The following is a 26,996-nucleotide window of genomic DNA, read 5'->3' on the forward strand; positions in this document are numbered from 1 at the left end:
ACTTGGGACAACAGGATCTGTTGGTTCCTCAGGGAGAACTTCGCCCTCTGTTGATGGTGGTGCCGGAGTGACAGGAGTTTCTGGCTCTTCCGTAACTGGGGCACTTGGGACAACAGGATCTGTTGGTTCCTCAGGGAGAACTTCGCCCTCTGTTGATGGTGGTGCCGGAGTGACAGGAGCTTCTGAATGCTTAGATATTCCCTCAACCAATGTATTTGGCAATATCAATTCGCTCGATGACTCTTGCTCACCAATAATCGCTTCGCTAACTGTGATTGTCTCAGAATTTACATCCCCTTCTAAAATAAAACCTACAAATTCATGCTGATCTATAGAAATCACTGCTTGTGGCAAAGCTTCGCCTATAGCAAGGGTAAATTGCTTATCGAAACCAGAGAGGCTACCTGTAGAAATTGCAGCCACTGAAAGACTACCTGTAGCAGTTAAAATAATCAGACTTCTAACAATTCGTTTTTTCCTATCTTTTGTAAGAGATAGACCGATAATCAATAGCCCTAAACCAACCAGACTACTTGTAAAAGTCGGTATATCTCCTGTTTGAGGCAAATTTGTCTTTGGCCGATAGACCATATAGTAAGTATGGGTATCCCCAACCTGCCTTGCTGGAATGGTCGCTTGAATTCGTGCCTTCTCATCTGATGTCAGTTCCGAATAAAGGACATATTTATAGGAAATCTGTTCTCTTGCTACATTTGTATGGGCAAGAGCTGTCAATTCTGCTTTAATAGCCAAATTTGGTACAAAAAATAAGGCGGCAGTCATACCAATAATAACTGATGCAACGCCTCTATTAAATTTGCGAATAGAAAACTTATTTTGCTTTTCCTTCCAAAACATATGAAGCTCCTTCGTTTGTTTCTTCTTACTTAAAAGTATAGCATATTTTTTCTAATAATATACTGTTTTAAAACAAAATATGGCTCAATATACTATATTTGGTATTATTTACATAATTATTTATATCTCGATCTAATTATAGCATTTTCCTGATGAAAAAACCTTGTCAAATGACAAGGTTTACAATCTTATTTCGCTTTACGAAGTACGCCGTAAAGAACACCTGATACTACTGCACCAATTGCTACATAAGCAAGGTAAAGAAGTGGGTTAGAAGTCAAAGCAATAACGAAGATACCACCGTGTGGAGCCATCAATTGGATGCCCGACAAACCAACCAAGGCACCTGCAAGAGCAGAACCAGCGATAAAGCTTGGGATAGCACGAGCTGGGTCAGCAGCACCGAATGGAATTGCACCTTCAGTAATGAATGAAAGACCCATAACAATGTTTGTCAAACCTGAGTTACGCTCTTCTTGCGTGAATTTGTTTTTGTAAAGAAGGGTTGCAACGAATACTGCCAACGGTGGAACCATACCACCTGCCATTACCGCTGCCATAGCAACAGAACCACCATCTGCAACAGTTGCTGCAAGGGTACCTGTACCGAAGACATAGGCTGCCTTGTTGACTGGACCACCCATATCGACTGCCATCATACCACCGAGGACAAGTCCAAGGAGAATAGCAGAGCTACCTTCAAGACCAGCAAGGAAATCGTTCATACCAGTGTTGATAGCTGCCATTGGGATGTTCACAAAGAACATCAAGAAACCAGTGATAGCTGTTCCCAAAAGTGGCAAGAGCAAGATTGCATTCAAACCTTGGAGAGATTTTGGCATATTACGCAAAGCATTACGAAGAACGAGTACTACACCACCAGCAAGGAAACCACCAACAAGGGCACCCAAGAAACCAGATGATACACCAGCAAGGGCAAGGGTTTCTTCACCACCAGCTGCGTAAGAAATTTTACCGAATGCAAGACCGCTGCTAGCAATCGCACCAGCTACGAAACCTGCAACCAAACCTGGTTTTTCAGCGATTGAGTAAGCAATGTACCCTGCAAGAAGTGGCAACATGAAGCCAAAGGCTGCTTGACCAACCTTCATGAACATGGATGCAAGCTCGTTATAAGAACCTAAGTTACTAAGGCTGTCATTCGGCACACCTAGAGCTCCATCGAATAGGAAGGCAAGGGCAATCAAGATACCGCCACCGATAACGAATGGCAACATTTGAGAAACACCACTCATCAAGTGTTTATAGAATGCTTTACCAAGACTGAGTTTTTCAGAAGATTCCACTGTAGCAGCTCCTTCTGTTGCTGTATATGCAGATGCTTTTCCGTCCAAGATGATGTTAATCAATTCTTCTGCCTGTTTGATACCAGCAGCAACTGGACGAGATACCAATGGCTTACCATTGAAACGAGGCATATCAACAGCCTTATCTGCTGCGATGATAACACCTGCTGCATTCTTGATGTCTTCAGCCGTTAGTTTGTTTCCAACACCTGAAGCACCGTTGGTTTCAACCTTGATGTCAACACCCATTTCAGCAGCTTGTTTCTTGAGAGCTTCTTCTGCCATGTAAGTGTGGGCAATACCTGTTGTACATGCTGTAACAGCAACGATAAATGGACGGTCACCACTTGGTGATGCAACCACTTCTTCAACTGCCTTATCTGTGGCTTCAGCTGTATCGAAGACTGCAATCACTTCTTCAGGATTTGATGCCGCACGAAGTCTATCAGCAAAACCTGGTTTCATCAAATATTTTGACAATTCAGCAAGGGCAGCCAAGTGGGTATCGTTAGCACCTTCTGGAGCTGCAATCATGAAGAACAAGTCAGTTGGTTGACCATCGAGACTTGCGTAGTCAACACCCTTGTTTGATTTTGCAAAGAGAACAGTCGCTTCTTTTACAGCAGCATTCTTAGCGTGTGGCATTGCGATACCGTCGCCAAGTCCTGTTGTCGTTTGTGCTTCACGTTTCATAATACCTGTTTTGAATACGTCAAAATCCGATACATAACCTTTATCAACCAAGCTCGCAATCATTTCATCGATAACTGCTTCCTTGCTTGTCGCTTGTAAATCAAGCAACATGACATCTTTTTTCAAAACGTCTTGAATTTTCATAGTGTTTCTACCTCAACTTTTTCATAAGTTTCCTTAATAAATTCGATACTTGCCAAATCATCTGAAAAGGCTGTTGCCGTACCGCAAGCAACTCCCCATTTGAGAGCTTCGATCGGGTCTTGTGAGCGAACGTATTCACCTGTAAAACCTGCCACCATGGAATCTCCAGCTCCGACAGAGTTTTTCACTGTACCCTTGATTGGTTTAGCAAAGTAAGTTGCCGTTGGCGTAACCAACAAGGCTCCGTCCCCTGCCATAGAAATGATCACATTCTGAGCTCCCATGTCTAAGATTTTCTTAGCATAGGTCTCGATGTCTGCAATGCCATTCAACTCGACGTTGAAGATTGCTTCAAGTTCATGGTTGTTTGGCTTGACCAATAGTGGTTGGTGTGCTAGTGAGTCAAGAAGTGTTTGACCTTCAAAGTCACAGACCACTTGCGCTCCTGCTTTTTTCGCCATAGGAATCAGCCTATTGTAGACTTCGTTTCCAAGACTAGCTGGAGCAGACCCAGCAAAGACAACGGTGTCTTCTTTGGTCAATCCTGCTAAGACCATTTCTAATTCGGCCAACTGTGTATCTGTCACAATCGGACCCAAACCGTTGATTTCTGTTTCTTGGTCAGCCTTGATTTTTACGTTAATCCGTGTATCTTGGTCAACTTGAACAAAATCAGTATCAATGCCTTCAGCAACCAATCCATCTTTGATGAACTGACCGGTAAAACCGCCTAGAAATCCTGTCGCTGTGTTTGGATAGCCTAAACGCTTCAAAACACGACTAACGTTAATTCCCTTACCGCCGGCATACTTATCGTCGCTCTCCATCCGATTGACACTGCCTGTTTCAACTCTATCAAGTCGAACAATGTAGTCAATAGCTGGATTGAGCGTAACTGTATAAATCATACCTCGATTACCCTCGTTTTCTCTTTTATGATATCCAACAAACTGCTTTCTGAAGATTGGCAGATAATGTTGGATTTTTCGATTGCCGCAACTTTAACAAAGGAGAATTGACCAATTTTAGAAGCATCTGCCAAAACATAGCTTTCTTTAGCATTGTCTATGATAGTGCGTTTGATGGTCGCTTCTTCAATATCTGGCGTTGTAAAATAGTTTTTATCAATACCATTCATCCCCAGAAATGCCTTATCAAAATTGAGCTGTCGAATTTGTTCCAAAGCCATAGCACCTACTGAAGCATCGGTTGATTGCTTGACATAACCACCTATAATGATTGTTTTTATCTTGCGTTCAACCAACTTGACAGCATGGTGAATGGAATTGGTCACGACTGTTAGATTATCCTGTTGGAGATAGTCAATCAAGACACCGGTTGTCGTCCCTGCGTCTACAAAAATCACATCGCCGTCCACGATTAACTGTGCTGCTCTTTCAGCAATCATCCGTTTTTCTTGAACGTTTTTGACAGATTTTTCTAGAATAGACTCTTCGAGTTGCAAATTCCCTGGCGCTTCCGCACCGCCGTGTACACGACGAAGCTTACCTTCGTTTTCCAACTCGTCCAAATCCCTACGAACAGTGGATTCGGATGTTTCTAGAATATCAATCAATTCTTCCAATCGTACAAATTGTTGTGCTTGAATGAGTTCTAGTATGACTTGCTTGCGTTCTGATTTGAGAATGTCCAACACCTCCTGCAATCGTTTACAAAAATCATTATACACGATTTTCTGTCATTGTCAATCATTTTCTATCATTTTCTTTCAAAAAAACAAAAAAACTAGCAGAAATCTACGCTTCCACTAGTTTCTCAATCATTTTTTTCATCATATCCATTTCTTCTGGACGACCAATAGATAGGCGAATACGCCCCTCTAATTTACCTGTTGGATAATATTTGAAATTCCAATCCTGTGCCAAGGCTTGCTGATAAAATTCTTCTGCCCACGGTGCTTTAAACGTTACAAAACTAGCCTGACTAGGTAGAACTTGACAGTTATCTAACCCTTGCAAGAATAAAATCATTTCTTCTCGCAAATTCTGAATTACTCCCACTGTTTCTAAAACTTTGTCTGTATAATTCAATGCAACGGCTGCCATTTTTGCAGTCAAGTTTGACAAGCTGAACGGGGGAATGACCTTGTCCAATTCATAAATTAACTCTTCGCTTCCTACCGCAAAGCCAACTCGTAAACCTGCAAGTCCAAAAGCCTTTGATAAAGTCCGTAAAACTAAAACATTGTCAAATTGTTGCAGACGACTGATGAAGCTTTCGACATTTGCAAATTCAATGTAAGCCTCATCGACAACGAGTAGCCCTTTAAAAGAAATAGCCAATTTCTCCAAATCTTCTAGTGAATAAGCTACTGAAGAAGGATTGTTAGGATTGGAAAGCATGATTATCTTTGCCTTCACCTCCTCCGCACGCGCCAACAATTTCTCTACTGGCAGGACGAGTGTATCGTTTTTTGCTTCCAAGTCAATGGCTTCAAAACGGCTACCATGCATGTGATTATAGGTTTCATACATGAAGAAGTCTGGATTGACAGTCAAAAAAGTATCATCCTTTTCCATAAAGGTGGAAACAATCATGTGAATAAGGTGATCAGAGCCCGCACCTACTGTTACTTGTTTGGGATTCACTCCAAGATAGGCTGCATATTTCTCAATCAACTCTGAGTAAGTATTGTCACCGTAAAAGCTCAATTGACCAACTTCTAAGCTCTCTAAGGTCTTTTGCGGTAAAAAAGACCAGTCGATAATACGATTTTCATTATTGCCCAAGTCGTATTTGGCAATTTTTCCTAACTTATAGGGTTGGTAATGTTCAAATACCTTGCGTTTCATCATTTCTCCTTCTAGCAAGAAAAACACAGTCTAATCAACTGTGTCTTCTGCTTTGATTTTTTCAAAAATAGTTAACTCTTCAGCTGTAAAGTTGTAATTTTCCAACAAGTCTGGACGACGTTGATAGGTTTTGCGTAGACTCTCTTCCAAACGCCATTTACGAATATTTTCATGGTGACCGCTCATGAGAACATCTGGCACTACCATTCCACGATACTCGTATGGTCGGGTGTATTGAGGATATTCCAATAGCCCTGATGAAAAACTATCATCCGTATGACTGACTTCTTTGCCAATAACCTCTGGAATCAGGCGAACGGTGGCATCAATCATGGTCATAGCCGCCAACTCTCCGCCTGTCAGAACATAGTCTCCGAGAGAAATCTCATCTGTTACCAAGGTCTTAATCCGCTCATCATATCCTTCATAGTGACCGCAAATGAAAATCAGCTGCTCTTCCTGTGCCAATTCTTCGGCATAGGCCTGATTGAAAGTACGCCCAGCGGGATCCAATAGGATAACACGTGGCTTGGTTTGTTCAATGCTATCCATGGTATCAAAAATTGGCTGGGCACGGAGCAACATGCCTTGTCCTCCACCATAGGGTTCATCGTCCACATGGCGAGCCTTTTCAGCATTCTCACGGAAATTGTGGTAGTTGATTTCTAGCAAACCCTTGTCACGCGCCTTACCCACAATAGAGTGTTCTAGAGGTGCAAACATCTCAGGGAAGAGGGTCAAAATATCAATTCTCATCGTCTAGGCCCTCGAGCAATTCCACATCGACACGGTTATTTGGAATATCAATGTTCAAGACAACAGGTGGAATATATGGCAAGAGCAGGTCTTTCTTACCTTTTCGTTTCACCACCCAGACATCATTGGCACCTGGCTGCAAGATTTCCTTGATTTGTCCGATCAGAGTATCATTCTCATAGACATCCAAGCCGATAATTTCATGGTAATAAAACTCACCATCTTCAAGGTCGGTCAAGTTTTCCTCGGCAATTTTCAAACTAAAGCCCTTGTACTTTTCAATATCGTTGATATGGTACATGCCCTTAAACTTGATAATATCAAAGTTCTTAGCCTTACGGTGACTAGCAATTTCCACTTCCATGACAAACTGATCCTTGTCATCAAAAAGTGCAAGCTTTGCCCCTTTTTTAAAACGTTCTTCTGCAAAATCGGTCACAGACAAAACACGCATTTCCCCTTGTAGGCCTTGCGTGTTAACAATCTTTCCTACGTTAAAATAATTCATAATTTCTCCATTTGATTTTCTATCCTTTTATTTTAACATGAGCAAGATATTTTCACAAGAGAGAAAAAGCCGGATGCCCCCGACTTTCATAGTTAATTTATTTCACGGACAAATGAGAATGAGCTATTTTGATCAAGCGCAAATTAAGAGCTATTCCGCAGACAAAAATCCCTGAAATAAGACCAATCCAATAGGCTTCTGGACCCATTTGGAAAAATCTTTCAAGCAAGAATGCGACTGGGAAGGTCATGGACCAATAGGCAACCAAACCAAGTATGAAGGGAACAGTCGTATCCTTGTAACCACGTAAAATCCCCTGAATAGGTGCGGTAAAGGCATCTGCTAACTGAAACATGAGGGCAAAACTAAGAAAATGCGAGGTCAGGCGGATAAATTCTGCATCATTACCATAAAGGTAGGCGACTTTGGAGCGGAAAAAATATAGGAAAGTGAGTGTTAAGCCTGCAAAACCTAGTGCCACCAAGCGTCCTAAACGGCTGTAGGCTTTCACATCTTGTGGCCGTTTAGCCCCTACTTCATAGGCAATAACTATGGCTAGGGCTGAAGAAACTGAGGCAGGAAAGGCATATAATAATGTCGCAAAGTTCATAGCTGACTGGTGTGCTGCTATAATCTGGGCTGAAAATTTTGCCATGTAGAGCCCTACTACTGCAAAAATTGCTACTTCTGCAAAGACTTGTAAACCGATGGGAAGCCCGATTTTCAGTCCTTCCTTCAGTAAAGCTCCATCAATCGGACTCCACCGCCAAATCTGATAAGATGCGATGGTCTTATTTTTGCACATGACAATGACGATTACTAGCAGTACCGCCCAGTAAGCTAATGCCGTACCCAATCCAGCTCCAGCTCCGCCTAGGGCCGGTAGGCCCATTTTCCCATAAATTAAGAGATAGTTAAAGAGACTGTTAAAGGGAACCAGGAGCAACATGAGGTACATGGAGAGTCGGGTTAAGCCCAAAGCGTCGAAAAAGGATCGGCAAACGCTAAAGAGTAAGAGTGGCAAGATGCCAATAGAGATATAGTGGAGGTACTGCCTACCAACTTGAAAAACAGATTCATCAAGTCCAAACAGAGCCAAGGCGGGCACAGCGATAAATAGGACCGAGCACAAGAGTAAAATGGTTAATCCGATGGCTAGGTAGACAAACTGATGAAACTCCTGGCGAATCTTTGTCTTCTCACCTTGTCCTAGATATTGAGCAATGATTGGAACCAATGCAGATACGATACCTGTTAGAAATGAAAAAAGCGGATTCCAAAGACTTGTTGCCATGGACACACCTGCCAAATCCATAGTACTAAACTGACCAGTCATCATGGTATCGATAAAGGATGCGGAGTAATTAGCGAACTGATAAATTAATATAGGTAAAAAAATCTTAATAAAAAGCCAGAGCTTCTCTTTGTTATTTCTTGTTTGGTACATACTGATTCTCTTTCAATTTTATATAAATATTGTAACAAGAAAAGGACCTGCATTGCAAGTCCTCTTTGACTAGATTGAGTCACCATTCCAGATAGAGTTTTTCACAATAACATAGTCCACATGCTTCAAGCTGGTAATGTCACGTCCACCTGCATAAGAAATAGATGACTGCAAATCTTGCTCCATTTCAATCAGAGTATCTTTCAAATGTCCCTTGGCTGGCAAGAGAATTTTCTTTCCTTCGACGTTTTTGTAAGCACCTTTTTGGTATTCAGAGGCGGACCCGTAGTATTCCTTAAACTGTTTACCATCCACTTCTACCGTTTTACCCGGGCTTTCAATGTGACCTGCAAAGAGCGAGCCAATCATGACCATGCTAGCACCGAAACGGATCGATTTGGCAATGTCTCCGTGGGTACGAATACCGCCATCCGCAATAATTGGCTTACGAGCAGCCTTTGCACACCAACGAAGGGCAGCCAGCTGCCAACCGCCAGTACCAAAACCAGTCTTGACCTTGGTGATGCAGACCTTACCAGGACCAATACCAACTTTTGTCGCATCCGCACCAGCATTTTCTAGTTCACGAACTGCTTCTGGAGTACCGACATTACCTGCAATGACAAAAGTCTCAGGTAATTCTTTCTTGATATGTTGGATCATCTTGATAACACTTTCTGCATGGCCATGAGCAATATCGATGGTGATAAACTCAGGGGTATCAGCTTTCAAGCTAGTCACAAACTCATATTCATATTCTTTTACGCCAACAGAGATGGAAGCAAGCAAACCTTGCTCGTGCATGCGTTTGATAAATGGAATACGACCAGCTTCATCGAAACGATGCATGATATAGAAATACCCTTCTTTGGCAAGCATTTCTGCCACATCTTCATCAATAATAGTCTGCATATTAGCTGGAACAACTGGTAATTTAAAGCTATATTTCCCAAGAGTCACTGTTGTATCTGCCTCGGAACGGCTATTGATGATACATTTATTTGGAATGAGCTGAATATCTTCGTAGTCAAAAACTGGAGTTTCGTTGAACATGCTTCTACCTCTTTTTCTTAACATTGGAACAGAAAAACAGTTTGTTTTTCGTATTTTTTCCTTATTACAAGATATAGTATAGCTTATTGTTTGTGTTTTGTCAATAAAAAAGAAACCTATCTAGATAATATTCGGATATATCACTTTTTAGAATCGTTTATAAAACATAACATTCGTATAATTCTTTTCTGAGTTACTATTCTTATAAAATTTTAAAAAATGTTCAGAATTTACTCAAACAATTTCACATAAAAACTAAAAAAATCTTCAAAAACAGAAGATTTTTTAGTCAAATTCATATAATTGTGGGAATTTTTCGCATTCAGGGTTCTTAGGATGGCAAACCTCACGACCAAAATAAATCATAGCTTGATGAGCAGGGAGCCAGAGTTCAGGAGGTAAGACTTCCATGACTCGTTTCTCTGTTTCCAGGGGTGTAGCCGATTTTTTGACAATATCGTGGTGTTTACAAATCCGTCCCACGTGGGTATCAACTGCAAAGGCTGGGATTCCGAAACCGACACTTAAGACAACATTGGCCGTTTTTCTTCCCACTCCTGCCAGAGCTTCTAATTCCTCACGAGTCTGCGGTACAATGCCATTATGCCGTTCCAATAACTGCTGGGCGCATTCTTTCAAAAATTTGGCTTTATTTCGATACAAACCCAAACGGGAAATATAAGGCTCAATATCCTTCACTTCTGCTGCCGCCATGGCTTGGGGAGTAGGGAAAGCTGCGAACAAACCAGGTGTCGCCTTATTCACCGCAGCGTCTGTAGTTTGAGCAGATAAGAGCACTGCACATACCAACTCAAAGTGATTTCGAAAGTCCAAGCTAGGCTTAGCATCAGGATATAGAGCGATGATTTCTTCAATAACTTTTCTTGCACGTTTTTTTGATAATACCATGAATTCATTATAACATGAAAACTTGGATTTATCTAAAATCTGGATTGTCATAAACCTCATTCCTCGTGGTATAATAAGAAGAAAAGGGGGAATAAGTATGGACTTACAAGAACTCTGTAGAAAGGTTATTCAAGCAAGACCACGCAATAGCCATAAGGGAAGCTATGGTCGAGTCTTGCTGATTGGTGGACTGTACCCTTATGGTGGAGCGATTATCATGGCTGCACTAGCAACCGTCAACAGTGGAGCAGGTTTGGTAACTGTTGCTACTGAAAAAGACAACATACCAACCTTACATAGTCATCTGCCTGAAGCCATGGCATTTTCATTTGACGATCAAGCCTTGCTGATAAGTAGCTTAGAAAATGCTGACTTGATATTGATTGGTCCAGGTTTTGGGGAAAATAGCAGAGCTGAACAGTTATTGGACTTTGTTTTTGAACATTTATCTGACCAGCAGATTTTAGTTCTTGACGGCTCAGCCCTTACCTTAGTCGCAAAGCAAAACAGGAAGAACTTCCCGTGTAAACAAGTCATCCTGACGCCCCACCAGAAAGAATGGGAACGGTTATCAGCCATTCCGGTTGCTGACCAAACAAGCCAAAGAAATCTTGAAGCCTTGCAATCTTTTCAAGAAAATACAATCCTTGTAGCTAAAAGCTCTGCTACTCAAATCCTAAAAACCCAGCCAAACCAAGTCACTCCAATAGGAGCTGGTGGTCCCTACCAAGCAACAGGAGGTATGGGAGATACTCTTGCAGGTATGATTGCAGGATTTGCTGTACAATTTCCCCATGTTCAACTATATGAAAGAATCCTTGTAGCAACCTACCTCCACTCCTATATTGCCGACCAACTGGCTCAAGATTATTATCTTGTAAAGCCAACTGATGTCTCAAGAAACATCCAAAAGATAATGCTTCAATTTCAAACACAAACAACCGCCTAATCAATGATTAAGCGGTTTTATTATTTAGCAAACTTGTGATAAAGCTAGTGTTGGTTATACTTCTTCCTTATGACGTCGTTTGCTTACTAACAGAGTCCCTAGCCCAATAATGACACCGAGAACAAGATAGTATTTCGTATCATTTTCTCCAGTATTTGGTAGTTGAGTCACCTGTTTTTCTTGATTAGGACTAGATAGACTAGCTTGCAAAGTGACTGGACGAGGTAAAGTTGGTTGAGGGTTTGGCTTCTGACCTATCGGTACATGCCTTGAATTCCCAGTATCTTTTACAGGAGGTGCCTGTACATCAACTTTTTCTGAGTCTATAGGTGGAGGCGTTACAGTGCCTTCATCTTTTTTGTCAGTGGCAGTATTTGCTGGCTCTTTGGCATCATTTGTTGAAGTAGCAACACCATCCAGTTCTGCCTGAGCGCTTGTCAGAACGGCTAGGGCTTGATCGACACTTGCTTGGCTTGCAGATTCATCAGCTAGAATCGCTTTCGCTGCTTCAACTGCCTGGTCATAAGCTTGTTTCACGTTCTCAGATGCATTGAGATACTTAGCATCTGTCGCTTTTAATACGGAAGAAACGGATACTGCGCTACGAAGGGCTGAAATATCAGTCTTTTGACCATCTAAGTTGGCTTTCGCTGCTAACAAGTCAGCCAATGCTTGGTTGACAACTGCCTGTGTTACATTCTCTTGGTTCAATACAAGTTGTGCTGAACGAACAGCTGTATCATAGGCAATTTGTTTGGTATTTTCAGCATTGTAATAAATAAAGTTTGCCTGAGTCGGTGTGTAGTTTGATACTTCAGCAATTAGTTTTTCCTTATCGGTAGCCTGACCGTTTAGCTGTTCTCTCGCCGCCACAAGACTGGCAACTGCTGAATCTACTTGTGCCTGATTGTGTTTATTGGCATATATTGCATGGGCATCTTCTAATGCTTTAGCATAGGCAGTTTGAAGTTCTGGACTAGCATTGTAATAACGCGCTGTTTCTTCAAGTCCTGCAAGTTCAGCGATCAGTTCTTTCAGAGCAACTTTATTAATCAAGGTTAATTTCTTAACATTTGACTGGTTTGCAAGTACTGCTACGTCTAATTCTTCCAAAAATTCATAGCCTTCTGGGAGGGTTGGAAGGATAGTGTAGGTACCAACTGGTACAAATTTACCATAATCAGTCTTAGAATATTTAGCATTTGGTAGCTGAATAGTCTGGCCATCAGCAGTTACCAGTTGGATGGTTGAACCAGAAGGTAGTAATGCATCAATATCTACCAGCAAGTTGGCCTTATCTTTCAAAGTCACATAGAAATTCACCTCGGCAGTGCTATTTTCTTCCGAAATCGTCACGACTGCTTTTGTTTCACCTGCTAGGCTTGACCACTCTGTATCATATAGGAATAAATCAAAGGTGTAAGTACCAAATGGTAGCTTAAGAACGCTAGTATCGCCGGCATATCGTGGTAATTCTGCAACAATCTTGCCTGTTTCATCGGTGACTGAGTAAGAGAAGAGTATTGGTACAGGACTATTTGTATCTTTATCAAGAATATTGACAGTTACCAACCCTTTTTCATTGCCAATACTGATCAGATTCTCTACTTTTTCATAGCTGATGTTACCAGCATAATCCTCCACTGTGTAGTAGAATTTTGAAATATCTGCAAGATCAAGAGGCAATGTGAAGGAGCCATCATCGTTTTGTGCCACAAATACCTTATTATCAGAAACGGTTACATCACCATTTTCTAATAAGGAAGGAATAGTTGTCACACCGCTTGCATCTGCTACAAGATAGAATACTTGCTCACGATATAGACCTGATTCTCCTTTTTCAATGGCTGGACGAGGGTTAAATGTAAAGTTTGTTTCATCATAGGTAGCTGTGGTGATAACTGGTGATTCTCTATCGATGATAACGTCGAAAATCATAGTTTGTACTGCTGCACCTGGAACTTCAGATGAGTAGGTCAAAACGTATTGATACTTACCATCTGCTAAAGCATTTCCGTCACTATCTGTTCCATTCCATTCAGTAGGATAAATAATGCTTGATTTTGGATTTTTAGGATCACCACTATAGAAGTTTTTATTGCCTGACTGTGGTTGACTTTCCCAAAGTGGATTTGTTCGCTCAGTATCATCTGCAGCATAGACGCTTGCGACTAAATCAGTATAATTTCTCAAGAAGACACCTTTGAAAGCGAGCGAATCTTGGTTGTTATCCCCATTTGGTGAGATAGCTAAATGAGGTTTACCAGACTCATCAAGTTCTAAAACAAAGTATCCTGCTTCATTTTTAAATGTACCAAGAGTCTTGATCGCAAGGTCAGATCGTTTGTCTGTAGAATAGATTAACTCTGTACTTCCTGTAACAAGACCTGTGTAGTGATGGCTGATGTCAACAGTATTGGGCTGTGCTGTAACAGGTTCAAAGTAGAAGCCCCCCTTACCATCGGCAATAAGATTGTAAATCGGCTCTTCTAGAACGGCTAGATTTTGGAATTCCCCACGGAAACCAACGTATGGAATGCTGACAATATCACCGCCGTCGGCTACATCTGTAAATCGAACAAAACCTTCAAGATAGTAACCATTCTTCATCAAACCTGTCAATTCTTCTGCAAAGCTTGATCCATCGACATTAATTGTAACAGTTGTACTTGAATTGGCTTTCACAGTCACCTTACCGCCAGGAATCTCTGCTAATAGACGTGGAGCCAAGGTGATCAATCCGTTTTGAACAGTATCCGTTGTTAATTGTGTTGAGTAGTTTAAAGTCTTATCTTCGTTTGTAATGTTATGAAGTGTGACCGTAAAGCTGAATGTATCCTCAACATTTCCCAAGGTAATGCTGCCATACCCATCTTCGCCAGTCAAATATAAACCTGTAGAAATAGCTGCTGCAGTATCGATGATACCTGCACCTTGTTGGCGTGGGGAAGTGTAGGCTGTTGTTTCTTTGTTCACATGTGCTTTAGCAGTAGACATAAGCAAGTGTTTTACTAAGGCTTCGATTTCTTTAGGGGACTTAGTAGGGTAAGTTGCCTGTAAATACTGTTTTACTAGTACGGCTGCTCCTGCCACGTGTGGAGAAGCCATACTTGTTCCCTGCATGTTGGCATAGTCATTATCATTGATGGCTGCATAAATAGCACCACCTGGAGCAGCTAAGTCTGGTTTTAGCTCGCCATCCGCTGATAGACCCCAACTTGAAAAATCTGAAAGAAGACCTGCTTCTGGGTTAGGGCGAATATCTGTTTCGTTATTGAACGCAATCTTATATGAGTTAGCTGCCAAAGCTTCACCAAATTCCAATGGAATGAAGACAGATGGAATTGCAATAGCTGTATCATCAAGTTGCATGCTTACATTGGCTTCACCTGGACGACTATTGAAAATGACCACCCCTACTGCACCTGCAGCTGTTGCATTGGCTATTTTTTCTGAGAAGGTAATCGTTCCTCGTTTGATGAGTGCAAGCTTTCCAGTCAAATCTAGACCATCAAAATCCGAAGCTTGACCGATTCCCGCATAGACATATTCATATTCTTTCCCGATTTCAAATGGTACGGGACTTTTCTCTGGATTATCAAACGAACTCTTACCGTAATTCAAGTCAGCATTGTTTTCTAAGCCAATGATATTGATTACTTTACTACCAACCGTTGTGTTATTGTAAGAAGCGACAGAAATTGCATCGCGAGCTGTTGAAGGAGCACCGACTAAGCCATAATCTGGATAATCGGCTGACGGATTAGAATGACCTGAACCAAATGTTCCATCATTACCAGCTGCAATAACAACAGAAACCCCTGCACGACGAGCAGCCTCGATTGCTGCAGTCACATTTTCATTCATGTTAACAACAGAGCCGTTAGCTCCTCCCAGACTGAGGTTGATGCTATCTGCACCTAATTTTACAGCATCTTCAATCGCCTTTACATACAATGCTGCACCTGTTGTAGCTTTGAGGTCTGAGAATACACGCATAAACATGACTTGCGCTTCAGGCGCTACACCATACATTAATTGTCCAGCGACTGGTTGTGTCGGATTTCCTGTGGCAATACTTGTTACGTGCATACCGTGTGAACGTTTGTCTTCTTCTTTCAAGACAGTATTCACATCAACATAGTTATAACCAAATACAACCTTATCGTTAAACCATTCACCGTAGGTAATTCCTGCTGCTTCTTTAGCTGCTTCTATCTCTTTTTCTGATTTATATTTTGCAGTTGAGAGGTCTGAAATATGCAATACATCGTGGTCAACGTCAAGACCGGAATCTATGATTGCAACTACTGTTCCCTCGCCCTTGTAACCACTATCCCAAACTTTAGGTACTGTAATGATCGTATTACTATCAATGTTTTGTGGTTTCGCTTCTTCCTGATTCGTAATAGCAGTAGTCTCATCTGCTACGGAAAGCTTCTCCTCTTCTTCTACTTTTTTCTCTGAAATAACTGGAGTTTCTACAGCTGGTTGAGTTGTCTCTACTTCTGCATTTGTGATGTTTTCAAGAGCTTCTGAGCCAGGTGTTTCTTCTTCATTATCTGTAGTGGTTACATCAGTTGGGGTAGCCTCCACAGAAGTGTCAACCAACTCCTCGACTACGGGACTTTCTGAGGCTGATTCGCTGACGATTGCATCAGGAACAGTTGCTTCCACCTTAGTCTCTACAAGGCTTGTCAATTCATCTGCAGCTACCGATGGTGCACCTGCAAACAAAAAAACTGCACCCAAAAGAACAGACACAGTTCCAATTTTATACTTCCGAAGTGAGAAAGTTTCTTTCTTTTTCATAACTTTTCCTCCTAGTTTTTCTCCTTCATTATTGGCAAAACCAATAACTATATTAAAACATAAAATTATCGGCATTGCAAGTATATTCTGAAAATTCAGTTATTTATTCAAACTATAACTAGCTATCAATAATATCTATAACCATAGATACAGATAATGCACACTAAAAAAAGGAGTGAGCAAGACATTCATGATGGCTCCGTCCTTACCCACAGAATAATGAAAATAAGCATAAAGCCCTCACTAAGATTATATACCTAATGAGAGCCTTGTTGTTGGTGCATTATTAATGTTAATTATGATGAAAAAATGCTCTACCCTACTGATAAGAACCACAATATGCGCTCAAGAATATGACTAAAATTCAGTAGATAGGCTCTCTAATTTTAAGAAGAAAGGAATTGTCATAGATAATCATGTGTAGCTCAAGTCGATATTGTCGTTTGTATTTCCCGTAACTTGTCCAAAGTGTTACTTAGCTACATTTGATACAACGACTAAAGGCCTACGTGCTTGCCACGATTTTCTCAGTCAATTTCATGTGGAAACTGTTGGCATGGAAAGCACAGGTGTTTATTGGCGACCTGTCTGGCATGCTCTATGTGATGACTTCGAGTTGATACTGGCTCAACCAGCCCATATGAAGGCTATCCCAGGTCAGAAAACCGACAAGAAGGATGCTTACTGGATTGCTAAATTAACACGGATTGGTCTGCTGCCTCGGAGTTTCGTTCCCGATGAAATTATTCCTGAATTGAGAAAGTTGACCGGACAACGAAACCGGTATAATATTGGGACTTTTCTACCTCATCTCTTTGTTAAGACAATCTAAAAAAATGCTAATCTCCCCCAAATATCCTACGAACGGCATGAATTTGAGAGATTGGAACTGCAACGAGCAAGGAATCACCCATAGAAAGTTGGCTATTTCCTTTCACAATCCTTGACTTACCATGATGAATTTGACTAGTGATTAAGCATGAATCCGGCAAACGTAACTCGCTAACAAATCTTCTGTCCAATGTTTCGTTGACAACAACCTCTATTAAGGTCATATGTTCTTGCTGTTCTACTTCTTCTGGCAGAATTTTTTCCAACATTGCTTCATAGACTGGCGCGCCACCTAAGAGGTCCATCATCACATAGGAACTCAAAGCTACCAACCCGATGACCATCAATTGGTTCAAACTTCCTACCATTTCAGTGACTAGAATAATAGCAGTTAGAGGTGCTTTGGAAATCGCTGCGAAAAAGCCTGCCATACCCAATACAATAAACAATAGCATCTGGTCCTGACTGATGAAACCAATATCAAGGAAGAACCGTGCGACAAAAAGCCCAAGGAGACTTCCTAAGGTTAATATGGGTAAAAAGATGCCCCCTGGTAGACCAGAACCATAGGAAATCATGCTCCAGACAAATCGTATTAAAATCAGGATTGCCAATGTCAGTAGTCCTTGTTCCAAATATGGAAGCTCTAAAATCAAATGATGCCCGCCACCCAACAGATTAGGGAAAAAATAACCAATCGGTATAATGAACAAAAAGGCAAATACACTGTAGTATGGAACTGGGAGAGGAATGATTTTTGAGAGGAGGGTATAGAAACCTTGTATATTGAGGATAACAACTTCATACACATATCCAGCAAGTCCAAGGAAAACTCCAAGTAAGATATAGATCCAATATTGGTCAAGAGATAGTAACTGTAAGTCCTTCGGCATATGCAAAACAGGCATTAATCCAAAAACATGTAAGGAAATAAAGTTCGCAGTGATACTGGCTGCCAGGGCTGAGACCCATACCAGACGTGAAAACTGATGATAGACTTCCTCCACAACAAATAAAAGGCCTGCTATTGGTGCGTTGAAAGCTGCTGCCAAACCTGCCGCAGCGCCACTAGCAATCAAACTCCTTCTTTCCATTTCACTGGATTTAAGAAGAACTGATATACCTTTAGCCGTTACAGCTCCTAATTGAATACTGGGACCTTCACGCCCCAGCATTAGACCAGATGCAATGGATAAAACACCGCCGATAAATTTTCTCCAAAGGACTGACCACCAGTTTAAATCCATAATTCCTTTTAGTTCTGCCTCCACCTGTGGTATACCAGAACCTTTTGCATTTGGCTCGTCTTTGATCAACTTGCCAACAAGTAAAGCTATGACCAGATAAAGCCCTCCAATAAGAAGTAAATAGATTGCATTGTCTGTTGCCAGAGAATAGAGGTGCGTAAAGACAGAAAATATTTTTTCAATGGCTAAGCGAAATGCAACGACCACTAAACCAGCGACAATGCCAACTAAACTACCACGCAGAACCGAGTAGAGGATTGATTGAGAAATAAAACTAACTTCTTTCCGGTGATTATCCATTGGGATTTCCCTTCCTTTCTATAGTATGTATGACCAAAAAATAGGAGCAATAAGTACTTAGTAAAGAACCTCACTCCCATTCTTTTATTTATATTGCTACCTGTCCAATCAGACTATTTCCGATACATCTTGAATTGGAGATAGAGGTCATTATACATTCCAAGTATCTCTGGTCCAAGATTATCATAAACTTCCATCTTCTTCATCGTTTCTTCAGATGGATAGAAAGATTCATCGTTCTGAGTCTCCTCATCCAGCATAGCCTTGGCTGCAGGAATTGGTGTTGAATAACCAACATATTCTGCATTGCGAAGCGCATTTTCAGGACGAAGCATAAAACTCATAAAGGCGTAAGCTCCATCAATATTTTTTGCTGTTTTTGGAATGACCATGTTATCGAACCAAAGGTTAGAACCTTTTGATGGTACAACATAGCGCAGATTTTCATTTCCATCTAACATTTCACTCGCCTCACCTGAGAACGAAACAGCAATTGCTGCCGCATCTTGTATCATATAACCTTTTATCTCATCAGCAACAATTGCTTTGACATTTGGAGTTAAATTATATAGATGTTCAGCTGCTTTTTCAATCTCTGCAGGATTTTTAGAGTTTAAACTATAACCCAAAGATTGCAGACCGAAGCCCATGACCTCACGAACACCGTCGATTAACATGATATTGTCACGGTATTCTTCTGACCACAAATCTTCCCATTCTTGAGGAGGATTGTCAACCATAGTTTCATTGTAAACAATCCCCAAGGTCCCCCAGAAATATGGAATAGAATAGTCATTGTTCTTATCAAAACTCAAGCCCATAAATCGTGGATCGATATTTTCTATCCCTTCAATTTTTAATTTATCTAGTTTCACGAGCATATCTTCTTCCGTCATTTTGGAAATCATATACTCAGAAGGAACAGCCAGGTCATAGGTAGTTCCACCCTGCTTGATTTTAGTGTACATGGATTCGTTGGAATCAAAGGTCTGGTAATCCACCTGAATACCTGTTTCAGCCGTAAATTCTTCCAGCAATTCTGGGTCAATATAATCTCCCCAGTTATAGATGACAAGTTTATCAGTTGTCCCTTGGGTTGAATCAGCTTCTAATTTTGAACTAATTCCCCATAAAACAAGAATAATAGCTACAATACCTACAAAAAATGAATACAATCGTTTCATTAGTTGGCCTCCTTTTCACGTGAGATGAAATAATAACCCACGACCAGTAGAATAGAGAAAAGGAAAACTAGGGTTGACAAGGCATTGATTTCCAAAGAAATCCCTTGACGAGCCCGTGAGTAAATCTCTACAGATAGGTTTGAGTAACCATTTCCCGTAACAAAGAATGTCACGGCAAAGTCATCCAAGGAATAGGTAAAGGCCATAAAGTAGCCTGCAATGATGGCTGGTGTTAGGTATGGCAACATGATCTCTTTTAGCATTTGTGGCTGAGTTGCACCCAAGTCATAAGCTGCTGAAATCATATCGGCATTCATTTCTTTCAAGCGTGGCAAAACCATCAATACTACGATTGGAATAGAAAAGGCAATATGACTGAGCAATACTGAGACAAAGCCTAGCTGGAAACCAATCATAGTAAAGAGAATCAGGAAGCTCGCCCCAATCATGACATCTGGTGCCACCATCAAGATATTATTGACAGACAAGAGCGCATTTTGAAAACGAGGTTTTGCCTGATAAATGTAGATAGCTCCAAAAGTTCCGATAAGGGTCGCAATCAAAGAACTCAAGAAGGCCAACAAGAAGGTTTGAGCCAGAATCAGCATTAATCGGCTATCGCCAAGCATAGATGAAAAATGCTCCAAGGTAAAGCCTGTAAAGCCGTTCATATCTCCGCCCGCATTAAAGGCGTAGAAAATCAGATAGAAAATCGGCAAATAAAGAATGAGGAAGGCAACCGTTAAGTAGATATTTGCAAATTTCTTCATTATTTCTTCCTCTCTTTCGTCATCCACATAATCAAGAGCATGGCCAAAATCAAGACCACACCAATGGTTGAACCCATTCCCCAGTTTTGAGTAGTAAGGAAATGTTGCTCGATGGCTGTTCCCAAGGTTATCACTCGGTTACCACCAATCAAACGGGTCAACATGAAGAGGCTCAGACTTGGAATGAAAACCGCCTGTACACCAGAACGGACACCATTCATAGAAAGAGGAAAAATAACTTTTGTGAAGGTCTGCCAAGGAGTTGCCCCCAAATCACGACTGGCATTGATTAGGTTTTTATCCAAATCATCCAAAGCGTTAAAGATCGGCAAAATCATAAACGGAATCTCGATATAGGCTGCAACAGCAATAAAGGAGAAATCTGTGAAAAGAATTTGCTGAGCTCCTAGACCAATAAATTCTAGGAACTGGTTGATAGAGCCGTGTTGTCCAAAAATACCGATAAAGGCATAGGCTTTCAGCAAAAGATTGACCCAGGTTGGCAAGATAATCAACATGAGCCAGAGCTGTCTATGCTTGAGTTTGGTCAAGAAATAGGCTGTTGGGTAGGAAACCAAAAGCGTGACCAGAGTGATAATACCTGCGTAAAAAATGGAGTTAAAACTCATTCGCAGATAGGTCATATTTGGCGAGTTAAAATAGGTCTGATAATTGGCCAAAGTGAAATTGCCATGAATATCAAAGAAAGATTTGAAGATAATCAAGGCAACTGGAGCAAGTACAAAGAGAAAGATCCATAGGGCATAGGGAATTGCAAAAAGCCTAGAGGTTTTCTTCATTGCGTTCCTCCTCAATGGCGTTAATCAAGCCATCTTCTACTTCTTCCACTTCCACATATTCTTCGATACGGGCATCGAATTCTTCCTCTGTTTCATTAAGACGCATGATATGAATATCTTCTGGCTCAAAGTCTAGACCGATGACCTCTCCCACAATAGCCTTACGAGTTGAGTGAATCATCCACTCATTACCGAGGTCGTCATAGGCGATGATTTCATAGTGAACTCCACGGAAGAGCTGAGTATCTACTTTTACCTGCAATTTCCCTTCTTCTGGAAGTGTAATCTGCAAGTCTTCTGGACGGATAACGATTTGAACGTCTTCGTTTGGTCGCATACCACCATCGACAGCTTCGAAGCGTTTGCCGTTAAATTCAACCAGATAGTCTTCTATCATGCGACCTGGAAGGATATTGGATTCACCGATGAAGGTCGCAACAAAATGGTTGATTGGCTCGTCGTAAATGTCCACTGGCGTCCCAGACTGAACAATTTCACCTTCATTCATGACAAAAATCCAGTCACTCATGGCCAGAGCTTCTTCTTGGTCATGGGTAACGAAGACAAAGGTAATTCCTAGACGTTGTTGCAATTCACGCAGTTCGTACTGCATTTCTGTACGGAGTTTCAAGTCCAGGGCAGAAAGTGGTTCATCTAGCAAGACAACGCGAGGCTGGTTGATAATCGCACGTGCAATAGCAACCCGCTGGCGTTGACCACCAGACAATTTCTGAATGGAACGATTTTCATAACCAGAAAGTCGGACCATTTGTAAGGCTTCTGTCACACGGCGTTCGATTTCAGCCTTGTCAACCTTTCGTAATTTAAGAGGAAAAGCCACATTTTCAAAGACAGTCATATGTGGGAAAAGGGCATAGGACTGGAAAACAGTATGGACATCCCGTTTATTAGTCGGAACATCATTAATCCGTTGACCATCCAGATAAATATCACCTGAACTCGCATCCAATAAACCAGCAATAATGTTCAAAATCGTTGATTTACCTGAACCAGAAGCTCCTAAAAGGGTATAAAATTTCCCCTCTTCCAATTCAAAACTAATGTCCTTTAATACAGTTGTTCCACTGTCTTCAAATACTTTTGAAACGTTCTTAAATTCAATAATTGGCTTTTTCAATTCTCATAAATTCCTTCTTTTTTGTAAGAGCCTAATGGCTAGAGTTTAGTCTTTCAGTTTGCTTTTAGTACTAGGCAACGAGTGGCAGACAGTACTGAAGTACGGCAAAGCGAGTTAACGACGTAATAAAAGATAAACTGAAAGACTATGTATCAGATGGGTCGCCGATAATACGCACCTCTCTCTCCAGCGTAATGCCTGAAGATTTTTCAACAACATCAATCACATGTGCAATCAGATTTTCATAATCCTTTGCTGTACCATTGTCGACATTGACCATAAAACCTGCGTGTTTTTCAGATACTTCAACACCACCAATACGGTAGCCTTTCAAACCAGCTTCCATAATCAACTGACCTGCAAAGTGACCAAGTGGACGTTTGAAGACTGAACCACAAGATGGATATTCCAAAGGTTGCTTGAGCTCGCGTAAATGTGTCAAACGAGCCATTTCTTGTTGAATAACCGTATGATTTCCTGGCTTGAGGGCAAATTTTGCAGACAAAACAATCGCACCGTTTTCCTGCAAAATAGAAGAACGGTAGCCAAATCGTAACTCACGATTGTCCAATGTTTCGACATAACCTGCTGGAGTCAAAATCTGCGCTGAAACTAGAATGTGTGCCACTTCACCTCCGTAAGCACCTGCATTCATGTAGACAGCACCACCAATGCTTCCCGGAATACCACAAGCAAATTCAAATCCTGATAAAGAATGGAAAAGTGCGACTTTTGTTGTTTCAATCAGATTGGCACCTGCTTCTGCTTCAATGGTGTATCCTGATACAGTAACGGAGTTAAGTTTATCCATACGGATAACAAAACCACGAATACCGCCATCTCGGACAATGATATTACTTGAATTTCCTAATACTTGCCATGGAATACCTTCGCGTTTAGCAAATTCTACTATACGAACAATCTCGTAACGATTCCGCGGAAAAGCTAGATAATCAACAGCTCCTCCTACTTTTGTATAGGTATATTCTTTTAAAGGTTCATCGAATCGAATATCGATGCCTTCTAATTCAAGCCTAATTTTATCTTTCATAACCTTCTCATTTCAATTTAAGATATACAGGATTTATTATACCAAAAATTACAGGAGAAAACGAATAAAATTCAACAAAAATACTTTCACAAGCCAAATTAATTTGCCCCAATATTTTGAAATGGAGAATGGAATGCACCAAAAAAGGAGTTTCCTTTCTACCGCGTATAGTAGCGAAGGCGAACTCCAATAAAATAAACATGTTTAGTTTTGCAAATGATAGATTCTCACTATCTATACAATAGCAATCCCTTTGGTATCTACTTGAAGGCGGTGGACAGTTCCGTCTAGATTTAGTTCCTCTAATGCTAGAACAATAGCGTCCTCCCTATCTTTGGGCGCTAATACCATCACTGTTGGACCGGCACCTGACAAGTAGGTTGCATAGGCTCCCAACTCCTGTGCAGTTTGCTTGATTGGACAAAACTCCTTAACAAGTAGCTGACGGAATGGTTCATGGAACATATCTGACTGAATGGCTTTTCCTGCCTTTTCCAAATCACCTGCCATCAAACTTGCAATAGCCACATTGGCAATGGCACTAGCAGCCACTGCTTTCTTGTACCCCATCTGAGAAGGCAGTACACCTCGGCTTTCAACCGTACGCAGTGGGTAGTTTGGAATAAAGGCAACAAAACTTGCTTCTGGGAATTCTGTTACAACTGCCTGTACTCTCTTATTAACATAGCTAGAGATGACTAAATTACCAAAAATCGCTGGGGCTACATTATCAGGATGTCCTTCAATTTCTGTAGCTTTGAGCAATTTTTCATCCGCTGTCATATTCAAACCAGCTAATTGATTAGCCAATTCGATACCAGCTACGATAACGGAACTGGATGAACCCAAACCACGTGCCAAGGGAATATCACTAATCATTCTGATACGATGAGGCTGCAATCCTTTTTCAATCTTTAAAGCTGTCTTGATCAAAAGATTGTTCTTGTCTGATGGAACATGTTCAAGATTGTGCTCAATCACCCATTCATCAGTCTCTTCAAACACTTCAATCGTTAGATATTTCGAAAGGGCAACACCTACTGAATCAAATCCTGGACCGATATTAGCTGAAGTTGCTGGAATAATAATTTTCATTGCTTATTCTCCCAGTACTTTAAAGGTATTTAAGACAGTAAAGTCTGTTTCTTTACTCAATTTGTCTGTTACATTTTCCAACTGAGTCTTACTCATTTCATGGGTCACAATCACTAGGCGGGCTGTTTCTCCATCTGCAGCTTGTTGCAGAATTTGCTTGAAGGAAATTTCTTCAGAATTGAAGATTTCTGCTAAACGAAGCATTTTTCCATTTTTATCAGGCGCATCAATTGAGAAATAATATTCGCTTTTCACATCGCTTGGGGCTGCCAATTGAAGTGGGCGGCTATATTCGTTAAAAGCTTTGCCGATAGTATTGTCTTTCAAGCGACGAACGATACGAATAATGTCAGCCATAACACTTGTTGCAGTCGGTTTTTGCCCAGCGCCCGGTCCATAGTACATAGACTGACCGATGCCAATAGATTCGACAAATACAGCATTCATCACACCATTCACGCTTGCAAGTGGATGATTTTTCGGTAGGAAGGTTGGAGATACTTCGGCAGCAATACCAGAGGTAGTTTCTTGAATATCACCCACAAGTTTGATGACATAGCCCAACTCTTGTGCCACTGCTACATCTTCTGGCGTGATATTTGAGATACCCTTGTGTGCTACGTGTTCAAAATCAACTGTCATCCCGAAAGCAAATTGACTGAGGATAACAGCCTTGTAAGCTGCATCAATTCCCTCAACGTCATTTGTTGGGTCAGATTCTGCATAACCAAGTTCCTGTGCTGTTTGAAGAGCTTTTTCGTAAGTCCAGCCTTCATCAACCATCTTAGTCAACATGAAGTTTGAAGTACCATTCAATACACCGAGGATACGAGTCACCTTGTCAGCAGCCAATGAGTTAACCAAGGTACGCAAGATTGGAATACCACCTGCAACTGCAGCTTCATAATAAAGCGCAAGACCTTTCTCTTCAGCCAAGGCACGCAATTCGCTACCATGAACAGCAAGTAAATCCTTATTGGCTGTTACAATATGCTTACCTGCTTCCAAGGCGCGAGTGATAAATGTTTTTGCTGGCTCAATACGTCCCATCAGCTCAACTACAATAGCGATATCTTCGTCAGCCAAAATTTCATCAATATTTGTCACAAAATGATAGTCATGACCTGCAGCCAAGAGACGGTCTTTTTCTGCTTCATCCTTGACCAAAACCTTAGCAACTTCAATACTATCATGCGCGGCTTTCTCTATTTTTTCCTGGTTTTCTTCTAATAAAAATGGCACACCACTCGCAACGGTTCCAAATCCTAATAATCCTATCTTAACTACCATGTGCTCTCCTTTAAAATGTATTTCTCCCATTATAACAAATATTCTGACTATTTGGCAAAAAATTTGATATAATTGTTTTAATATATGATTATGGAGATAAGATAATGAAACATTCAAGAAGAGCTCGTCGAAGCCGCACACAAAAGAAACAACTTGTGCCAATGCTACTTGGTATCGCATTATTAGTAGTGACTCTACTATCTATTTTTCTAATCTTTCTAAAACAGCCTTCTAAGCAGCAAAATGATTCCAAAGCTTCAACGGTAGAGACAACAACCAGTTCGAGTGTTATGACTTCAGAAAGTAGTGAAGTACAAACAGAAATCATTTGGGAACAACAAACTGCACCTATCAAACTTCCAATCCTCATGTATCATGCCATTCACGTAATGGCTCCTGAGGAAGAAGCTAATGCGAATCTTATCGTAGATCCAACGACTTTCGAAAGTCATCTAAAAGCATTGCAAGATGCAGGTTACTATACTTTATCACCTGAAGAGGCTTATAAGGTATTGACAGAAAATGTCCTTCCTGCTGGAAAAAAGGTTGTCTGGCTAACCTTTGACGATAGCCTCTGGGATTTTTATAGTTATGCCTACCCATTGCTTAAGCAATATCAAATGAAGGCAACCAACAATGTCATTACAGGGTTTACTGAATCTGGACAAGCAGGGCACCTTACTCTTGAACAAATCAAGGAAATGCAGACCGCAGGGCTCTCCTTCCAAGGGCATACCGTCAACCACCCTGATTTAGAGTATAGTTCTATCGAGGATCAAACAAATGAACTTACTTCCTCTAAGGCCTATCTTGACAGCCAATTAAATCAGGAAACCATCGCTATCGCCTACCCTGGTGGACGATACTCAGCAGATACCGTAGCCTTAACTGAACAAGCTGGCTACAAACTTGGTGTGACTACTAACAACGGCTTGGCCTCTGCTAGTGACGGATTACTGACTCTCAATCGTGTCCGCATCCTCCCAACCACTACCGCTGAGGGACTATTATCCGAAATTTCCTATTAATTTTCACAAACAT

General features: G+C 41.1%; 21 protein-coding genes and 1 pseudogene. 3 read left to right on the forward strand and 19 right to left on the reverse strand.

The genetic code is table 11. The features are described 5' to 3' along the window. The 10 genes from P7J58_RS01715 to nth form a co-directional block, all read right to left on the reverse strand. Positions 1-858, reverse strand: an 858-nt coding sequence (locus tag P7J58_RS01715) for a YSIRK-type signal peptide-containing protein (protein WP_408572541.1), incomplete at its 3' end; no start/stop codon positions are given. Positions 859-1,046: 188 nt separating this feature from the next. Further along, positions 1,047-3,002, reverse strand: a complete 1,956-nt coding sequence (locus P7J58_RS01720; protein ID WP_408572542.1) for a fructose-specific PTS transporter subunit EIIC — start codon at positions 3,000-3,002, stop codon at positions 1,047-1,049. Beyond that, positions 2,999-3,910 carry a 1-phosphofructokinase gene (gene pfkB, locus P7J58_RS01725; RefSeq protein ID WP_408572543.1) on the reverse strand — a complete coding sequence of 304 codons (912 nt, stop codon included), beginning with the start codon at positions 3,908-3,910 and terminating at the stop codon, positions 2,999-3,001. Before pfkB ends, P7J58_RS01720 begins: the two co-directional genes overlap by 4 nt. Further along, positions 3,907-4,656: a DeoR/GlpR family DNA-binding transcription regulator gene (locus P7J58_RS01730; RefSeq protein ID WP_408572544.1), complete on the reverse strand. Its 750-nt coding sequence runs from the start codon at positions 4,654-4,656 to the stop codon at positions 3,907-3,909. Before P7J58_RS01730 ends, pfkB begins: the two co-directional genes overlap by 4 nt. Before the next feature lie 103 nt (positions 4,657-4,759). Further along, positions 4,760-5,815 carry a pyridoxal phosphate-dependent aminotransferase gene (locus P7J58_RS01735; RefSeq protein WP_408572545.1) on the reverse strand — a complete coding sequence of 352 codons (1,056 nt, stop codon included), beginning with the start codon at positions 5,813-5,815 and terminating at the stop codon, positions 4,760-4,762. Positions 5,816-5,845: 30 nt separating this feature from the next. Continuing rightward, positions 5,846-6,571 (reverse strand): tRNA (guanosine(37)-N1)-methyltransferase TrmD, encoded by a 726-nt coding sequence (gene trmD, locus P7J58_RS01740; protein WP_002941457.1) that lies wholly within the window; start codon positions 6,569-6,571, stop codon positions 5,846-5,848. After that, positions 6,561-7,079: a ribosome maturation factor RimM gene (gene rimM / locus P7J58_RS01745; protein ID WP_024407853.1), complete on the reverse strand. Its 519-nt coding sequence runs from the start codon at positions 7,077-7,079 to the stop codon at positions 6,561-6,563. Before rimM ends, trmD begins: the two co-directional genes overlap by 11 nt. A 97-nt stretch (positions 7,080-7,176) precedes the next feature. Continuing rightward, positions 7,177-8,526 carry an MATE family efflux transporter gene (locus P7J58_RS01750; protein WP_408572546.1) on the reverse strand — a complete coding sequence of 450 codons (1,350 nt, stop codon included), beginning with the start codon at positions 8,524-8,526 and terminating at the stop codon, positions 7,177-7,179. A gap of 69 nt (positions 8,527-8,595) precedes the next feature. Further along, positions 8,596-9,579, reverse strand: coding sequence for a GMP reductase (guaC, locus tag P7J58_RS01755; protein ID WP_408572547.1), 984 nt, complete (start codon positions 9,577-9,579; stop codon positions 8,596-8,598). Between the two features lie 285 nt (positions 9,580-9,864). After that, on the reverse strand, positions 9,865-10,488 hold the full coding sequence (gene nth / locus P7J58_RS01760; RefSeq protein ID WP_024384233.1) for an endonuclease III: 624 nt from the start codon (positions 10,486-10,488) through the stop codon (positions 9,865-9,867). A gap of 97 nt (positions 10,489-10,585) precedes the next feature. Here nth and P7J58_RS01765 point away from each other — a divergent pair, with 97 nt between their 5' ends. Further along, positions 10,586-11,437 carry an NAD(P)H-hydrate dehydratase gene (locus P7J58_RS01765; RefSeq protein WP_408572548.1) on the forward strand — a complete coding sequence of 284 codons (852 nt, stop codon included), beginning with the start codon at positions 10,586-10,588 and terminating at the stop codon, positions 11,435-11,437. 54 nt (positions 11,438-11,491) lie between these two features. On the opposite strand, the gene P7J58_RS01770 is transcribed toward P7J58_RS01765, so the two are convergent. Beyond that, complete coding sequence (locus tag P7J58_RS01770; protein ID WP_408572549.1) at positions 11,492-16,249, reverse strand: S8 family serine peptidase; 4,758 nt, start codon at positions 16,247-16,249, stop codon at positions 11,492-11,494. A 457-nt stretch (positions 16,250-16,706) separates the two neighbouring features. Here P7J58_RS01770 and P7J58_RS01775 point away from each other — a divergent pair. Further along, positions 16,707-17,036: pseudogene (locus P7J58_RS01775) on the forward strand (IS110 family transposase); the annotation flags it as partial. Between the two features lie 52 nt (positions 17,037-17,088). Here the strand turns inward: P7J58_RS01775 and P7J58_RS01780 are convergent. The 8 genes from P7J58_RS01780 to P7J58_RS01815 all read right to left on the reverse strand — a co-directional run bounded on the left by P7J58_RS01780 (position 17,089) and on the right by P7J58_RS01815 (position 25,955). Next, the gene (locus tag P7J58_RS01780) at positions 17,089-18,627 is read right to left on the reverse strand and encodes a ClC family H(+)/Cl(-) exchange transporter (protein ID WP_408555499.1); all 1,539 of its coding nucleotides are present in this window, start codon (positions 18,625-18,627) and stop codon (positions 17,089-17,091) included. Positions 18,628-18,740: 113 nt separating this feature from the next. After that, positions 18,741-19,811, reverse strand: coding sequence for an ABC transporter substrate-binding protein (locus tag P7J58_RS01785; RefSeq protein WP_408555500.1), 1,071 nt, complete (start codon positions 19,809-19,811; stop codon positions 18,741-18,743). Beyond that, entirely contained in the window at positions 19,811-20,581 is a 771-nt protein-coding gene (locus P7J58_RS01790) for an ABC transporter permease (protein WP_029999065.1), read from the reverse strand. Before P7J58_RS01790 ends, P7J58_RS01785 begins: the two co-directional genes overlap by 1 nt. Continuing rightward, positions 20,581-21,381, reverse strand: coding sequence for an ABC transporter permease (locus tag P7J58_RS01795; RefSeq protein WP_029173400.1), 801 nt, complete (start codon positions 21,379-21,381; stop codon positions 20,581-20,583). The genes P7J58_RS01790 and P7J58_RS01795 overlap by 1 nt, the downstream gene beginning before the upstream one ends. After that, positions 21,365-22,519 (reverse strand): ABC transporter ATP-binding protein, encoded by a 1,155-nt coding sequence (locus tag P7J58_RS01800; RefSeq protein WP_408555501.1) that lies wholly within the window; start codon positions 22,517-22,519, stop codon positions 21,365-21,367. The genes P7J58_RS01795 and P7J58_RS01800 overlap by 17 nt, the downstream gene beginning before the upstream one ends. Positions 22,520-22,664: 145 nt before the next feature. Next, positions 22,665-23,570, reverse strand: coding sequence for a UDP-N-acetylmuramate dehydrogenase (murB, locus tag P7J58_RS01805; protein WP_002940674.1), 906 nt, complete (start codon positions 23,568-23,570; stop codon positions 22,665-22,667). Between the two features lie 234 nt (positions 23,571-23,804). Further along, complete coding sequence (gene thrB, locus P7J58_RS01810) at positions 23,805-24,665, reverse strand: homoserine kinase (protein WP_029176538.1); 861 nt, start codon at positions 24,663-24,665, stop codon at positions 23,805-23,807. A 3-nt stretch (positions 24,666-24,668) separates the two neighbouring features. Continuing rightward, the gene (locus P7J58_RS01815; protein WP_024399122.1) at positions 24,669-25,955 is read right to left on the reverse strand and encodes a homoserine dehydrogenase; all 1,287 of its coding nucleotides are present in this window, start codon (positions 25,953-25,955) and stop codon (positions 24,669-24,671) included. A 104-nt stretch (positions 25,956-26,059) separates the two neighbouring features. Between P7J58_RS01815 and P7J58_RS01820 the strand changes: the two genes are divergently transcribed. Further along, positions 26,060-26,983: a polysaccharide deacetylase family protein gene (locus P7J58_RS01820; RefSeq protein WP_029173398.1), complete on the forward strand. Its 924-nt coding sequence runs from the start codon at positions 26,060-26,062 to the stop codon at positions 26,981-26,983. Positions 26,984-26,996: the final 13 nt, after the last annotated feature.

The organism is Streptococcus suis, from assembly GCF_046032535.1.
Lineage (GTDB): Bacteria > Bacillota > Bacilli > Lactobacillales > Streptococcaceae > Streptococcus > Streptococcus suis_AK.

Excerpts from the sequence above, each read along its gene's own strand:
- P7J58_RS01720 (WP_408572542.1), bottom strand. The coding sequence starts at position 3,002 with ATGAAAATTCAAGACGTTTTGAAAAAAGATGTCATGTTGCTTGATTTA.
- pfkB (WP_408572543.1), bottom strand. The coding sequence starts at position 3,910 with ATGATTTATACAGTTACGCTCAATCCAGCTATTGACTACATTGTTCGA.
- P7J58_RS01735 (WP_408572545.1), bottom strand. The coding sequence starts at position 5,815 with ATGAAACGCAAGGTATTTGAACATTACCAACCCTATAAGTTAGGAAAA.
- trmD (WP_002941457.1), bottom strand. The coding sequence starts at position 6,571 with ATGAGAATTGATATTTTGACCCTCTTCCCTGAGATGTTTGCACCTCTA.
- rimM (WP_024407853.1), bottom strand. The coding sequence starts at position 7,079 with ATGAATTATTTTAACGTAGGAAAGATTGTTAACACGCAAGGCCTACAA.
- P7J58_RS01750 (WP_408572546.1), bottom strand. The coding sequence starts at position 8,526 with ATGTACCAAACAAGAAATAACAAAGAGAAGCTCTGGCTTTTTATTAAG.
- guaC (WP_408572547.1), bottom strand. The coding sequence starts at position 9,579 with ATGTTCAACGAAACTCCAGTTTTTGACTACGAAGATATTCAGCTCATT.
- nth (WP_024384233.1), bottom strand. The coding sequence starts at position 10,488 with ATGGTATTATCAAAAAAACGTGCAAGAAAAGTTATTGAAGAAATCATC.
- P7J58_RS01765 (WP_408572548.1), top strand. The coding sequence starts at position 10,586 with ATGGACTTACAAGAACTCTGTAGAAAGGTTATTCAAGCAAGACCACGC.
- P7J58_RS01770 (WP_408572549.1), bottom strand. The coding sequence starts at position 16,249 with ATGAAAAAGAAAGAAACTTTCTCACTTCGGAAGTATAAAATTGGAACT.
- P7J58_RS01780 (WP_408555499.1), bottom strand. The coding sequence starts at position 18,627 with ATGGATAATCACCGGAAAGAAGTTAGTTTTATTTCTCAATCAATCCTC.
- P7J58_RS01785 (WP_408555500.1), bottom strand. The coding sequence starts at position 19,811 with ATGAAACGATTGTATTCATTTTTTGTAGGTATTGTAGCTATTATTCTT.
- P7J58_RS01790 (WP_029999065.1), bottom strand. The coding sequence starts at position 20,581 with ATGAAGAAATTTGCAAATATCTACTTAACGGTTGCCTTCCTCATTCTT.
- P7J58_RS01795 (WP_029173400.1), bottom strand. The coding sequence starts at position 21,381 with ATGAAGAAAACCTCTAGGCTTTTTGCAATTCCCTATGCCCTATGGATC.
- murB (WP_002940674.1), bottom strand. The coding sequence starts at position 23,570 with ATGAAAGATAAAATTAGGCTTGAATTAGAAGGCATCGATATTCGATTC.
- thrB (WP_029176538.1), bottom strand. The coding sequence starts at position 24,665 with ATGAAAATTATTATTCCAGCAACTTCAGCTAATATCGGTCCAGGATTT.
- P7J58_RS01815 (WP_024399122.1), bottom strand. The coding sequence starts at position 25,955 with ATGGTAGTTAAGATAGGATTATTAGGATTTGGAACCGTTGCGAGTGGT.
- P7J58_RS01820 (WP_029173398.1), top strand. The coding sequence starts at position 26,060 with ATGAAACATTCAAGAAGAGCTCGTCGAAGCCGCACACAAAAGAAACAA.